Below are 13,221 nucleotides of genomic sequence, written 5' to 3'. Positions count from 1 at the left end.
CCCTCGAAAATTTAACTTCTGCGATTCTGAAGGGCGATAAACAGGATCAGCACCGCACCCCATAATGCCATGGTCAGATAACTGCTTACGCCCAGTAAATTCAGCCCGCTCTCCAGCATCTGTAACACGATAAGCGCCAGTACCAGACCAATAATGCGGCCAAAACCGCCGTCGGGATTAATCCCGCCCAGTACCGACGCCAGAATGGTAATCAGCAGCCACGATTCGCCGTAACCCGCTTTCGCCGAGTTAAACATCGCCATCATTAACAGCGCCGCCACCCAGCTCAGTACTGCGGAGAGAATATAGACGGTAATCTGCACGCGATGGGTGTTGACGCCGCTGAAGCGGGTGGCCTGTTCATTGGAGCCCATCAGATAGATGCTGCGGCCCAGCGTGGTTTTTTCCAGCAGCACCCACAGCAATAAAGCGACCAGCAGAAACAGCAGCATGGCGACCGGAATCCCGAATAGATCGCCATTGCCGAGAAACTGGATCAGCGGCGGGAAACCGGAAATCACCGTGCCATTGGAGAGCAAAATATTCAGCCCGCCAGTCAGCGTCATGGTGCCGAGCGTCGCCAGAATCGGCGACACGCCAATCACTGCGATCAGCAGGCCGTTAAGCGCACCAATGACGATTGCCAGCAATAATCCGGCCAGCAGCGCCAGCAGCAGAAACAGCGGCTGTTCGGGATGGGCGACAATAATCGCCGCCATCAGCAGCGAGCAGGCATTGGCGCTGGCAATAATTGACAGATTAATCCCGCCGGTAAGCATGGTCAGTCCCATCCCCAGCGCCAGCATGCCGAGCACCGGCAACTGCGTGGCGATTGACTGGAAATTGCCGAGGCTGAAAAAGCGCGCGCCAAGGGTTAATGAGAATAGCGCCAGCACCACGGCAATCATCACCAGCTGCAGACGGATAATGCGGTCGCCAGGTAAAATGCGCGTTAAGCTGTTCATATTACAATCCCCTCGCCAGTTTGCGTTTTTCGTTCCACGCCGTGGCGCTGACGCTGACCAGAATAATCAGGCCACTAAATACCATATGCCAGTATGATGACACCGCCAGCAGAGTCAGGCCGTTTTGTAAAAAGGCCAGCAGCAGTACGCCGAGCAGGGTGCCGGTCAGCGAGCCGCGTCCGCCGGTCATACTGGCGCCGCCCAGCACGACCGCTGCCAGCACCGTCAGTTCATAGCCGACCAGCGAGTTAGGCGCCACCGACTGGGTGATTTGCGCCTGCACCACCGCCGCAATCCCGGCCAGCAGGCCCATATAGCCGTAGACATAAAAATGCAGCGCCATCAGGTTAATGCCGAGGCGTGACGCCGATTCGCGATTACCGCCCATCGCATAAATCTGGCGGCCCAGCCGGGTGTAATTCATCATTACGCCGGTGAGGATAAACACCGCCAGCAGGCACAGCAGTGGCAGGGTGACGCCATATTCGTAGCCATCGGCGGCGGTAAATGACAGCCAGTTGATGCCATTCATAAACCACTCGGGAAAACCGTACAGCCAGGTGCCCTGGGTAAACCACACCAGCAGACCGTAAAACAGGTTCAGGGTGGCGATGGTGATAATGATCGCCGGTACGCGCAGCATATAGACCAGAAAGCCATTCAACAGCCCGAGCAGCAAACCGCAGGCCATGGAGAGGGCAAACGCCAGCAGGAAATTGCCGCCGTGGGCGATCATATAGCTGGCCATCAGGTACTGGGCGATGGCGGTCATCGCCGGAAACGAAATATCGATGCCACCGGCAATCAGCACCACAAACAGTCCGCAGGCGAGAATGCCGAGAATGGCATAGCTGGTGGCGACATCGGTAAGATTGCCCAGCGTCATAAACTCTGCGGTGCGCATGCTGAGGAATACCGCCAGCAGCAGGATCAGCAGCCCGAGCCAGAACTCGTGATAAGTCATTAAATGGCGCAGTCGGTTATTCATTTACCACCCCGGCAATCTGTTGTTGCTCACTGTTATGCGGCGCAAAGCTGGCGACCAGCTCCCCTTTACGCATCACCAGCACGCGATGGCTGTTAAAATACGCCTCCGGGATCTCATCACAGATCATCAGTACGGCCATACCGCTCTCCGCCAGATTGCGCGCGATGCGGTAGATACCTTCTTTATTGGCGATATCAACGCCAACGGTGGGCGAATCGAGGATTAGCAGACGCGGCGCGGTTGCCACCCATTTGGCAATTGCAATCCGCTGGGCATTGCCACCGGAGAGAGTTTGCACCGGCAGCTGGCTGTCGGAGACTTTAATATTCAGCTCGCGGATTAGCGTTGCCACGGTAGCGCGCGCTTTCTGCTGATTAAGCAGGCCCAGCGGCGTACGCAGGCGGTTAAAAATCGCCACCAGCGTATTATCAAAAATCGACTGCTGCATAATCAGCCCCTGGCTCTGCCGATCTTCTGACAAATAGGCAATGCCATGGGCGATGGCGTCGCGGTTGCTGCGCAGTCTGACCGTTTTGCCGTCCAGCACGATCTCACCGCTGTCGGGCTGCGTCATACCGAATAGCGACAGGCAGAGCTCGGTGCGTCCGGCGCCCAGCAGACCGACGATAGAGGTGATTTCGCCGTTACGCAGTTGCAGACTGATATCATGATACTGTCCGGCCCGTGACAGGTGGCGCAACTCCAGCAGCGGGGTTTCCGCGTTGTCGGCCAGCTGCGGCAGATGACTAAAAGTAAAGCGCTGGCCGGTCATCAGGAACGCCAGCTCGTCGCTATCCAGCTCGCTGGCGGGCCAGGTGCCAACCAGTTTGCCGTCGCGCATCACACTGATATGGTCGGCCACTTCCATTACTTCATCCAGCTTATGGCTGACAAACACTACGCAGATCCCGGCGGCTTTCAGTTCATTGACCACCCGTAACAGACCGTTGACCTCAACGCGGGTCAGCGAAGCGGTCGGCTCATCCATAATCACCAGGCTGGCATCGGCGGCCAGCGCGCGACAGATGGCCACCAGCTGGCGGTCAGCGATCGATAGTTTTTCCACTTTGCGTTGTGGATTGAGGTGGATACCGATCCGCGCCATGGTTTCCAGCGCCAGTTTGCGCAGCGCCGAACGCTTTACCCAGAAGCTGTTACCGGGCAGCAGACGATAAGCGGCGATATTCTCGGCGACACTCAGATTGGGGAACAGCGACAGATCCTGATAGATCACCTGCACGCCGTACCAGGCCGAAAGCTGTGGCGACAGATGGTGAAACAGCTTGCCGTCAACCGTGATCCGCGCGCCTTTATCGGCCTGATACACGCCGGAGATAATCTTGATCAGGGTGCTTTTGCCACATCCGTTTTGCCCCGCCAGGCAATGCACCTCGCCTTTTCTTAACGTCAGCGCGATATTGTCCAGCGCCTTGACGCCGGGGAAGGTTTTGCTGATTTTTTCCAGCGTGATAAAGACATCTTGCATTGCCATCGCCGCATTCCTCTCAGGGGCCGAACGCGTCGGCCCGGATGGTTCCGCAAAATAATTCCAGTGGCAGGAAGGCGGCAAGCCCGCGCATCTGCCGCTTGAATTATGATGCGGAAAGTTAGAAACCTAAGGATTTGGCATTATCTTTGGTCACTTCGAGAATGCGGTTAAAGCGAATGACATGATGCTCCGTATCCACATCCGCTTTGCCAAAGCCCTCGATGGTGAAATCTTTATCAACCTGCTTGCCGTCAAGCAGTTGATCGGCGAGGGCAACCAGCGCAAAACCGGCGTCTTTGGGATCCCATAACAGCACTTTCTTAATATCGCCGCTCGCCAGGTAAGGTGCGGCCTGCGCTGGCATGGCGATACCGACCACCGCTATTTTGTTTTTCGCCCGTTTACTTTTCACCGCCTGACCGGCGCCAATCGGACCCAGCGAGCCGAAGCCAATAATGCCTTTCAGATCGGGGTAAGTGCGCATCAGATCGAGGGTGGTGGCGTAGGATTTATCGATACTTTCCGCCACCGGCAGGCGCGAGGTGACTTCATGCATTTCCGGGTATTTTGCTTTCTGATATTTGATTGCCGCATCGGCCCAGGCATTGTGCAACGGCACGGTCAGTGAGCCGACATAGATGGCATAGCCGCCTTTGTTGCCCATCGCCGCCGCTAACTCATCCATATTTTTTTGCGCATATTTTTCGCTATCAATGGTTTCTACATCCCATTGCGCAACCGGCTGGTCCGGTGACTCATGGGTCAGCACCACGATGCCCTGCGCGCGGGCTTTTTTCAGCACCGGTTCCAGTACTTTGGCGTCATTTGGCACCACGATGATGGCATCCACTTTCTTGGCAATCAGATCTTCAATTACTTTAACCTGTTGCGCCGGATCCGGCGTAGAGCCGCCAACCTGATAAGCATTAACATCGAACTTTTTCGCTGCCTCGTTAACGCCGACTTCCATCCGTGAGAACCATGGAATGCCGGTTACTTTGGCCACCACGGCGATATCATGTTTTTCCGCTGAGTAAGAAGGGGTTGATAACAGCATGCATGCTGAAACCACACATGCATTGAGTAATGCGAGGTTAAATTTCATAGCAGTACCTTTGTCGTAGGGCTTTGTTATAGGTGTTGGTGACGACCAACTTATTGTCGGGGGCAGGGCAGATATCCCGATATCACGATAGCAATCAGCTGGGCAGGAAATGGCGGAATTTGATGCGAAATGTGACCGCTGACTTTTTATGTTAATTTATATCGCTTGTATGGTTAAATTTATGTGTAACTAACGTTCAGTGAAGGAATAATCCGTCTTGTTAATGTTATTACAATGTTAATTAATATCGGTTTGCGTCCATTTAATTAACAATGATGTGAACTGCGTGGTTTTATAAGCCTCTTTTGCCGCTTGCACTGACGCTTTATCTGTACTTTTGCGATTTTCTGCGAGATATCGCGCATTTTTTCCGCGCTCTGTGGCGTTGAAGACGTGGTGAAAGCGTTACCGACTAACGTAATTTATTTACATCCTGCTGTTTCGCTGTCACAGCCTTTACAATTCGGCATAAAATTGCCATTGTTTTTATGTTTAAAATATCCATTCCGAAATGTAGTCATGATATTGCATAAGTCTTTATGTAAGTCAGGGAGAGTCGTGACCGATGTCCAGTTCAGAAAGCATCGCCAGTGCGCAGAGCAACACTCCATCGCTGGCCACTATCGTTTTTTCCGCATTTTTAACTTATCTGACGGTCGGTTTGCCGTTGCCGGTGATCCCGCTGTATGTCCATCACGAACTGGGTCTGAACAATGTGATGGTCGGTGTGGCGGTCGGTATTCAGTTTCTGGCGACACTGCTGACCCGTGGCTACGCCGGGCGGCAGGCGGATCAGCGCGGCGCCAGACGTACCACGCTGCAGGGTATGGCTTCCTGCGCGCTGGCCGGTTTTGCTTATCTGCTGGCGGCGCTGTTGCCCGTTGATGTGATGGCGAAATTTGCTCTGCTGGTGGCTGGCCGCCTGATCCTCGGTTTTGGCGAAAGCCAGTTGCTGACCGGTAATCTGACCTGGGGAATGGGATTAGTCGGACCGAAGCGTTCCGGCCAGGTGATGTCATGGAACGGGATGGCAATTTATGGTGCGCTGGCGACTGGTGCGCCGCTGGGATTGCTGCTTAACAGCCGGTGGGGCTTTGTCGCGCTTGGCGTCAGCACCATGTTGCTGCCGCTCTGTGCGCTGCTGTTTAGCTACCGGGTCCGTGCGGTGCCCACTCATCAGGGGGAGCGTCCGTCGCTATGGCGGGTGGTGGGACAGATCTGGCAGCCCGGGCTTGGCCTGGCGCTTCAGGGCGTCGGTTTTGCGGTGATCGGCACCTTTGTCTCGCTCTATTTTGCCGCGCAAAACTGGGGTAACGCCGGTTTTGCGCTGACGGCATTTGGCCTGTCATTTGTGATGATCCGCGTGCTGTTTGGCTGGATGCCGGATCGTCTTGGCGGCGTACGCGTGGCGCTAATTTCGCTGGCGATTGAAACCTGCGGTTTGCTGCTGCTCGGCGGTGCGCCCAATGCCATGCTGGCGCTGCTTGGCGCGGCGCTGACCGGCTGCGGCTGTTCACTGGTATTCCCGGCGCTGGGGGTTGAGGTGATCAAACGGGTAGCGCCGCAGGTGCGTGGCACTGCGCTGGGTGGCTACTCGGCTTTCCAGGATATCGCTTACGGCATCAGCGGCCCGTTGACCGGTATGCTGGCGACCTCGGCGGGTTATGGCGCGGTGTTTATCGCCGGCGCGCTGGCGGCAGCCAGTGGTCTGCTACTGACACTGCTGTTTTTCCGCGATCGGTAATCGAGCTGCGCCAGTTTCCCGACGGCCTGCATAATCTCCGCGCGTGTCAGTGCGGAGAAGCCTAAAATCCAGCCAGGCCGCGGCAGTTCAATCAGAGAATAATCCACAGCAGCACAATCACCAGCATCACTACCGCAAACGCAGTAAACGCCGGACGGCTGGCCAGCGGTTGCAGTACTGAAGGTATCGAACCCGCCAGCGGATTATAAATCGGCTGCGGGTTGATTTCGCTGTCCGCCAGCGGCTGTTCCAGCAGTTTATCGGCACGGCGCGTAAACAGATAATTCAGCACATCCTGCACCTGCGCGGCAGTGAGGATCATTTGCGGCGTCGCCTGAAAACGCTGCTGACTGTACTGTTCCAGCATCTGATGTTCTGCATGGTTTGGCGGCTGCTTTAGCGCGGTCTCCAGCATAATCAGCGTTGGCGCGCTGTGCTGGCTTAAGGTCTGGCTGGCCTGCAAATATTGCGTCAGTAGCGGGAAGTGGCGCGACGGTATTGGGTCGCCGCTCTTCAGGCTGATTAACTGTAGCATTGACGCCCAGATTTTAACCGGCTGTTCGCCGGTGGCTGCCGCCAGCCGGGCGACCTGCTGATTAAGACTGTGGTGCTCGGCAGGTAACAGCGTGCGGTCGGTGGTGCTGCTGCGTTGCAGCTGCGGGATCGCCAGCTGTCCATTCTGCAACATGGTCAGCACCTGACGCATCTGATCCTGTGTCAGCGAGCTTAATACCGTATGGCCAAACTGCTGACGGATAAAGTCACTGACCGCCTGACGGTTATTGCCCTGCGGCAGCAGATCGGTAAGTTGCTGAAACAGCTGACGGGTGGAATGGGTATTCTGTACCTGCGCCAGGCGGGTATTCAGAAACTGTTCAGCCGCCGGGAAGTGGCGCGACAGCAGTTCACCATCACTTTTGACCCCCACTTCATGACGTAATCCCGCCCAAATCTCCGCTGATTTCAACGGGCTGAGCGACATAATCCGTACGATAAGACGCTCAAGCGTGGTGCGCTGAGCGGGCGACAGCGGTTGATCGCCTGCGCCGCCTGGACGTTGCTGACCTGGTTGTGTCGCTAATGCGGCACGATCGCCGGGAAGCGGCGCACCTGGGCCACTGATAGGTTGCATGGCGTAATCCTTCAAACAGGTCAACATCCGGGGCGCGCCGGAACAGGATAGTAATCCGCTATGATAACAATCCCGTGGCTGAATCGGTAGAGGCCAGCAAAATTAACTACTGCCTCCGACTGATGGGGGAGTGGCCGCGCTGGCGCGGCGCAGTGGCGTGCGCAGGCGCTGCGCCAGCAACACGCCAGCCAGCGTGATGCCGCCGCCGATATAGTGATAACCGGACAGCGATTCATGCAGAAACAGCACGGCAATCAGCGCAGTAAAGAGTGGCGTCAGATTCATAAACATCGAGGTAGTGTTTGCGCCGAGACGATGCACGCCTTCAATCCACAGGAATGGCGCAATAATCGAAGCCGGGATCCCGGCAAAAATCACCAGTGGAATATTATGCAGCGTCAGGGATACATCTCCGGCGGCAAGAAACTCTGGCGTCAGCAGCAGCACGCCAAATACGATTTGCATATACAGGCTCTGCCAGCGCGGCAGCGGGATCGCCCAGCGTCTGGTCAGCACGCCATATAGCGCGTAAGAAATGGAGGCGGCAAGCATCATCAGTTCACCACTGCCCAAGCCGTGACTCAGCAGCGACCGCGGTTGCCCCTCGCTGACCAGCCATACCAGCCCGCCAGACGACAGGATACTGCCGAGCAAAATCCCCAGCGTGGGCGCCAGCCGCAGCAGCACCAGACTGATTAATACGGTAAGCAACGGGATCAGCGCGCTGATAATGCCCATAAAGGTGGCGCTGACGCTGTGCGCGGCATAGTAGGCGAGGCTCTGATACAGCACCATGCCCAGCAGGCCAAGCACTAATAGTTTCCAGCCGTACTGTTTAATCTGTTGCCGATTACGCCAGACGCCCGGCAATACAAACGGCGTCAGGGTCAGCAACGCCAGCACCCAGCGATAAAAGGAGATAGCTGCCGGATCGATCGCCGTGGCCGACAATTTGCTTACCACCGCATTAATCGACCAGATCAGTACGGCAAACAGGGGAAACAGGAAATTCATGCTGAGACTCTTCTCACTTTTGCTGTGCAGTAACGCGAAGCGTGCAGTGTACGCTTGTCGGCTTTTCTCCATATAGTTAAAATCAGACAATATTAATCGCGGAGCGGACAGAATGATCCAGCAAATTACTTACCAGGATCCGCTACATGCCAGAGATGCGCCTTTTTTCTTTCGTTATGAACTGGCCAATGCGCGAACCGAATATCTGCCGCATGCCCATCACTGGGGGCAGGTGATTTTTGTTAAAAGCAGTGTGCTGGAGATGATGGTGGAAGATCAGCGGCTGCTGACACCGGCGGAATTCCCGATCTGGATCCCGCCCGGTAAGCAGCATGCCAGCTATAACAATAAGCAGGCGAACTTCCGCACCTTTAATATCGCCGCCGACCTCTGTCAGGGAATGCCCGACAAAGCCTGCCTGCTGGCCGTGGGGCCAATTGTTCATGCGATTATCGATGACTGCGCCCGGCGTCAGCTGCTGGCGCCGCAGGCCAGCGCCGATCTCCGCTTATGTGAAGTGCTGCTCGATCAGCTGCGCAATGCAGAGGTGCAGGAGAGCTATTTACCCCGTTCGCAGGATAAGTATCTGGCGCCGGTTCTGCAGGCGCTGGAACTGAACCCGGCGGATAACACCACGCTGGCGCAGTGGGCGCAGCGGGTCTATACCACCGAACGCACGCTGTCGCGTCGTTGTCAGGCGCTGCTCGGCATGTCGTTTAGCGAATGGCGTCAGCGTCTGCGCTTTTTACATGCCATCGCCAGGTTGCAGCAGGGAATGTCGGTGCAGAATGTGGCGCTGGATCTCGGCTACAGCTCCTCTTCGGCGCTGATCGTGATGTTTCAGCAGCAGAGCGGCATGACGCCGGAGCGTTATCGTCAGCGGCTGGGCCAGGCGTGACGCTGTATCGAATGACGACAATATGGCAGAATATTGCCCCTCACTCTGTGAATGCAGGAAACAAAGCGTGAAAATCCTCGTAGATGAAAATATGCCCTACGCCCGCGAGCTGTTCAGCCGTACCGGCGATGTGGTTGCGGTACCCGGACGTCCAATCCCTGAAGCCGAGCTGAACGACGCTGAGGGTCTGATGGTGCGCTCGGTCACTAAAGTGAACGCCGCGCTGCTGCATGGCAAAGCGGTGAAATTTGTTGGCACCGCCACTGCTGGCACCGACCATATTGATGAAGATTTTCTCGCTGCGCAGGGCATTGCCTTCTCGGCGGCGCCAGGTTGCAACGCCATTGCGGTCGTAGAGTATGTCTTCTCCGCGCTGCTGCTGCTGGCCGAACGCGACGGTTTTCAGCTCACCGACCGTACCGTGGGGATTGTCGGCGTTGGCAATGTCGGCGGTCGTTTGCAGGCGCGGCTGGAAGCCTGGGGCGTACGCACCCTGTTATGCGATCCGCCACGCGCCGATCGCGGTGACGCCGGAGAGTTCCATTCGCTGGATAAGCTGGTGGCCGAAGCCGATATTCTTACTTTCCATACCCCGCTGTTTAAAGATGGCGTGTATAAAACCCTGCATCTGGCCGATGCTGCGCTGTTGCAGGCGCTCAAACCGAATACCATTCTGATTAACGCCTGCCGCGGCGAAGTAGTGGATAACAGTGCGCTGCTGGCGGTACTCAATCAGCGCGACGATCTCAGTGTGGTGCTGGATGTCTGGGAGCCGGAGCCGGAACTGTCGCTGCCGCTGCTGGCGAAAGTCGATATCGGCACCGCCCATATCGCCGGTTACACGCTGGAAGGCAAAGCGCGCGGCACCACCCAGGTGTTTGAGGCCTGGACGCAGTTTATTGGCCAGCCGCAGCAGGTGGCGCTGGATACGCTGTTACCGGCGCCGGAGTTTGGTCGCATTACGTTGCATGGCGGGTTAAATCAGGCAACGCTGAAACGTTTGGTGCATCTGGTGTATGATGTGCGCCGCGATGACGCGCCACTGCGTCATGTCGCCGCGATTGCCGGTGAGTTTGACCGTCTGCGCAAGAATTATCAGGAGCGCCGCGAATGGTCGTCGCTGTACGTGCAGTGCGATAACGCCGCTGCCGCTGAAATGCTGACGAAGCTCGGTTTTAATGCGGTGCATCATGATAAAACGGGCGGCGATAACGCCGCCCCTGCATGGGAATAATGGCGTAGGGGTGGCGTTATCGCCACCCGTGATGCGGAAAAATCTGAATCAACGGGCGGTGTCATCACCGCCTTCTGTTTTTGTGTCATTGTCTGGAGTAAACCAACATGTCTGACGGCTGGAATATTGCGCTTTTAGGCGCAACAGGCGCAGTAGGGAACGCTTTACTGGAATTGCTGGCGGAACGCCAGTTCCCGGTTGGTGAATTATATTTGCTGGCCAGCGAACGCAGCGCAGGTGAAAACAAGCGCTTTGAAGGCCGAACGTTATTGGTCAATGATGCCGCCGACTTTGACTGGTCGCAGGCACAGCTGGCGTTTTTCGTTGCCGGTCGCGAAGCCTCCGCACGTTACGCCGAAGAGGCCGCCAGCGCCGGTTGTCTGGTGATCGACAGCAGCGATCTGTTTGCGCTGGAAGCGGATGTGCCGTTAGTGGTGGCGGATGTTAATCCCCAGGTGCTGGCCGATTACCGTAACCGCAATATTATCAGCGTGGCAGACAGCCTGACCAGCCAGCTGCTGTGCGCGATTAAACCGCTGGTCGAGCAGGCCGGTCTCAGCCGTCTGCAGGTGACCAATCTGCTGTCAGCGTCGTCGCATGGCAAAGCGGGCGTGGACTCGCTGGCCGGTGAAAGCGCGCGCCTGCTTAACGGTCTGCCAGCGGAAGCGCACTACTTTGGCCGCCAGCTGGCGTTCAACATGTTGCCACTGCTGGCGGACAGCGAAGGCAGCGTGATGCAGGAGCGTCGTCTGGTCGATCAGGTGCGTAAAGTGATGCAGGACGAAGGCTTGCCGGTTGCGGTCAGTTGCGTGCAGTCGCCGGTGTTTTACGGCAATGCGCAGATCGTGCATATGGAAGGTTTACGTCCGTTATCGGCGGAAGAGGCGCGCGATGAACTGGCGCGTGCGGAAGATATCGTGCTGTCAGACGAGGATAATTATCCGACCCAGGTTGGTGATGCTTCTGGTAACGATCTGCTGAATCTCGGCTGCCTGCGTAATGATTACGGCGTACCGGAACTGTTGCAGTTCTGGACGGTAGCCGACAATATCCGCTTCGGCGGCGCGCTGATGGCGATCAAAACTGCTGAGAAGCTGGTGCAGGAGTATATGTACTGATGTCCGCAGGAGCTTTGCCGCAGGCTGCCAGCACCATCAAGCTGGCGCTCGGCGTGGAATATGATGGCAGCCGTTATTACGGCTGGCAGCGGCAGCAGGAGGTGCGCAGCGTGCAGGCGCGCCTTGAGCAGGCGCTGTCAAAGGTCGCGGATCATCCGGTCAGTGTGTTCTGTGCCGGACGTACTGACGCCGGCGTACATGGCACCGGCCAGGTGGTGCATTTTGAAACCACCGCCGCGCGCAAAGATGCCGCCTGGACGCTGGGGGTGAATGCCAATTTACCGGATGATATCGCCGTACGTTGGGTGAAGCAGGTGCCTGATGAGTTTCATGCGCGTTTCAGCGCTACCGCACGCCGCTATCGCTATATGATCTATAACCAGCGGCTGCGCCCGGCAATTTTAGGCGCAGGGGTCACGCATTTTTATCATCCGCTGGATGCCGATAAAATGCAGCGCGCCGGACAGTGTCTGATTGGCGAAAATGACTTTACCTCATTTCGCGCCGTGCAGTGCCAGTCGCGCACGCCATGGCGCAATGTGATGCATCTGAATGTTGCCCGTTATGGCAGTTACATTGTGGTGGATATCAAGGCCAACGCCTTTGTTCATCATATGGTGCGCAATATTGTAGGTAGTCTGATGGAAATTGGTTGCGGCAATCAGCATGAAGGCTGGATGGCTGAACTGCTGGCGGCGAAGGATCGAACCCTGGCTGCGGCAACCGCGAAAGCGGAAGGTTTGTATCTGGTTGCGGTCGATTATCCTGACTGTTTTGCCTTACCACGTCCGCCGATGGGGCCATTGTTCCTCGGTGATTAAACTGAGCTGAAGGGTTTAGGGAGAGTTATGGATTTAATTCGTTTCGTTGTCGATTTTATCCTGCACATTGATGTTCATCTGGCGGAGCTGGTGGCGCAATACGGCATCTGGATTTACGCCATTCTGTTTTTGATTCTGTTCTGTGAAACCGGATTAGTGGTGACGCCGTTCCTGCCGGGCGACTCGCTGCTGTTTGTCGCTGGCGCGCTGGCAGCGTTGCCGGGGAACGATCTTAATGTTCACGTGATGGTTGCCCTGCTGGTGATTGCGGCTATCCTTGGCGATGCGGTGAATTACACCATCGGCAGACTGTTTGGTGAACGGCTGTTCAGTAATCCGGACTCCAAAATTTTCCGTCGCAGCTATCTGGATAAAACCCATGCGTTTTACGCGCGCCATGGCGGAAAAACCATTATTCTGGCGCGTTTCGTGCCGATTGTGCGTACATTTGCGCCCTTTGTTGCCGGTATGGGCCATATGTCCTATCGTCACTTTGCGCTGTTTAACGTCAGTGGCGCACTGTTATGGGTGTTACTCTTCTCCTATGCGGGCTATCTGTTCGGTGATTTACCGATCGTGCAGGAGAACCTGAAATTGCTGATTGTGGCGATTATTGTGGTGTCGATTTTACCCGGCGTTATCGAAGTGATCCGCCATCGCCGCGCCGCGCGTCAGCAGAAACAATAACGCTTAAAAAACCCTCACTGAGCCGG

General features: G+C 56.3%; 12 protein-coding genes. 6 read left to right on the top strand and 6 right to left on the bottom strand.

Features of this window, described 5'->3' with window-relative positions; genetic code table 11:
- Window positions 1-11: 11 nt before the first annotated feature.
- The 4 genes from J2125_RS04395 to J2125_RS04380 form a co-directional block, all read right to left on the bottom strand.
- Window positions 12-965: an ABC transporter permease gene (locus tag J2125_RS04395; protein ID WP_017803386.1), complete on the bottom strand. Its 954-nt coding sequence runs from the start codon at window positions 963-965 to the stop codon at window positions 12-14.
- A 1-nt stretch (window position 966) separates the two neighbouring features.
- Window positions 967-1,953 (bottom strand): ABC transporter permease, encoded by a 987-nt coding sequence (locus tag J2125_RS04390; protein WP_017803387.1) that lies wholly within the window; start codon window positions 1,951-1,953, stop codon window positions 967-969.
- Entirely contained in the window at window positions 1,946-3,445 is a 1,500-nt protein-coding gene (locus J2125_RS04385; protein ID WP_017803388.1) for a sugar ABC transporter ATP-binding protein, read from the bottom strand. The genes J2125_RS04390 and J2125_RS04385 overlap by 8 nt, the downstream gene beginning before the upstream one ends.
- A 115-nt stretch (window positions 3,446-3,560) precedes the next feature.
- Window positions 3,561-4,547 carry an autoinducer 2 ABC transporter substrate-binding protein gene (locus J2125_RS04380; RefSeq protein ID WP_026112023.1) on the bottom strand — a complete coding sequence of 329 codons (987 nt, stop codon included), beginning with the start codon at window positions 4,545-4,547 and terminating at the stop codon, window positions 3,561-3,563.
- 565 nt (window positions 4,548-5,112) lie between these two features.
- Between J2125_RS04380 and J2125_RS04375 the strand changes: the two genes are divergently transcribed.
- On the top strand, window positions 5,113-6,291 hold the full coding sequence (locus J2125_RS04375) for an MFS transporter (RefSeq protein WP_017803390.1): 1,179 nt from the start codon (window positions 5,113-5,115) through the stop codon (window positions 6,289-6,291).
- A 91-nt stretch (window positions 6,292-6,382) separates the two neighbouring features.
- On the opposite strand, the gene flk is transcribed toward J2125_RS04375, so the two are convergent.
- Window positions 6,383-7,423, bottom strand: a complete 1,041-nt coding sequence (gene flk / locus J2125_RS04370) for a flagella biosynthesis regulator Flk (protein WP_017803391.1) — start codon at window positions 7,421-7,423, stop codon at window positions 6,383-6,385.
- A gap of 102 nt (window positions 7,424-7,525) precedes the next feature.
- Entirely contained in the window at window positions 7,526-8,437 is a 912-nt protein-coding gene (locus J2125_RS04365; protein WP_017803392.1) for a DMT family transporter, read from the bottom strand.
- Window positions 8,438-8,549: 112 nt separating this feature from the next.
- On the opposite strand from J2125_RS04365, the gene J2125_RS04360 reads away from it, so the two are divergent.
- From J2125_RS04360 to J2125_RS04340, 5 genes are all read left to right on the top strand, one after another.
- The gene (locus J2125_RS04360) at window positions 8,550-9,335 is read left to right on the top strand and encodes an AraC family transcriptional regulator (RefSeq protein WP_017803393.1); all 786 of its coding nucleotides are present in this window, start codon (window positions 8,550-8,552) and stop codon (window positions 9,333-9,335) included.
- A 22-nt stretch (window positions 9,336-9,357) separates the two neighbouring features.
- A complete protein-coding gene (pdxB, locus tag J2125_RS04355; RefSeq protein WP_198510915.1) occupies window positions 9,358-10,569 on the top strand; it encodes a 4-phosphoerythronate dehydrogenase PdxB in 1,212 nt (403 codons plus the stop codon).
- A gap of 107 nt (window positions 10,570-10,676) precedes the next feature.
- Window positions 10,677-11,687 carry an aspartate-semialdehyde dehydrogenase gene (locus J2125_RS04350; RefSeq protein WP_017803395.1) on the top strand — a complete coding sequence of 337 codons (1,011 nt, stop codon included), beginning with the start codon at window positions 10,677-10,679 and terminating at the stop codon, window positions 11,685-11,687.
- Window positions 11,687-12,508, top strand: a complete 822-nt coding sequence (gene truA / locus J2125_RS04345) for a tRNA pseudouridine(38-40) synthase TruA (protein WP_017803396.1) — start codon at window positions 11,687-11,689, stop codon at window positions 12,506-12,508. The genes J2125_RS04350 and truA overlap by 1 nt, the downstream gene beginning before the upstream one ends.
- 27 nt (window positions 12,509-12,535) lie before the next feature.
- Entirely contained in the window at window positions 12,536-13,195 is a 660-nt protein-coding gene (locus J2125_RS04340) for a DedA family protein (RefSeq protein ID WP_017803397.1), read from the top strand.
- The last annotated feature ends 26 nt before the right edge of the window (window positions 13,196-13,221 follow it).

It is taken from the genome of Winslowiella toletana (assembly GCF_017875465.1).
GTDB classification, from domain to species: Bacteria; Pseudomonadota; Gammaproteobacteria; order Enterobacterales; family Enterobacteriaceae; genus Erwinia; species Erwinia toletana.
Note: the sequence above shows the minus strand (reverse complement) of the source record. Positions and strands in the feature narration are given on the sequence as shown.

Bases quoted from the DNA above. Each gene is read 5' to 3' on its own strand.
- J2125_RS04395 (WP_017803386.1), bottom strand. From the start codon at position 965: ATGAACAGCTTAACGCGCATTTTACCTGGCGACCGCATTATCCGTCTG.
- J2125_RS04340 (WP_017803397.1), top strand. From the start codon at position 12,536: ATGGATTTAATTCGTTTCGTTGTCGATTTTATCCTGCACATTGATGTT.
- pdxB (WP_198510915.1), top strand. From the start codon at position 9,358: ATGGCAGAATATTGCCCCTCACTCTGTGAATGCAGGAAACAAAGCGTG.
- J2125_RS04390 (WP_017803387.1), bottom strand. From the start codon at position 1,953: ATGAATAACCGACTGCGCCATTTAATGACTTATCACGAGTTCTGGCTC.
- truA (WP_017803396.1), top strand. From the start codon at position 11,687: ATGTCCGCAGGAGCTTTGCCGCAGGCTGCCAGCACCATCAAGCTGGCG.
- J2125_RS04365 (WP_017803392.1), bottom strand. From the start codon at position 8,437: ATGAATTTCCTGTTTCCCCTGTTTGCCGTACTGATCTGGTCGATTAAT.
- J2125_RS04380 (WP_026112023.1), bottom strand. From the start codon at position 4,547: ATGAAATTTAACCTCGCATTACTCAATGCATGTGTGGTTTCAGCATGC.
- J2125_RS04360 (WP_017803393.1), top strand. From the start codon at position 8,550: ATGATCCAGCAAATTACTTACCAGGATCCGCTACATGCCAGAGATGCG.
- flk (WP_017803391.1), bottom strand. From the start codon at position 7,423: ATGCAACCTATCAGTGGCCCAGGTGCGCCGCTTCCCGGCGATCGTGCC.
- J2125_RS04385 (WP_017803388.1), bottom strand. From the start codon at position 3,445: ATGGCAATGCAAGATGTCTTTATCACGCTGGAAAAAATCAGCAAAACC.
- J2125_RS04375 (WP_017803390.1), top strand. From the start codon at position 5,113: ATGTCCAGTTCAGAAAGCATCGCCAGTGCGCAGAGCAACACTCCATCG.
- J2125_RS04350 (WP_017803395.1), top strand. From the start codon at position 10,677: ATGTCTGACGGCTGGAATATTGCGCTTTTAGGCGCAACAGGCGCAGTA.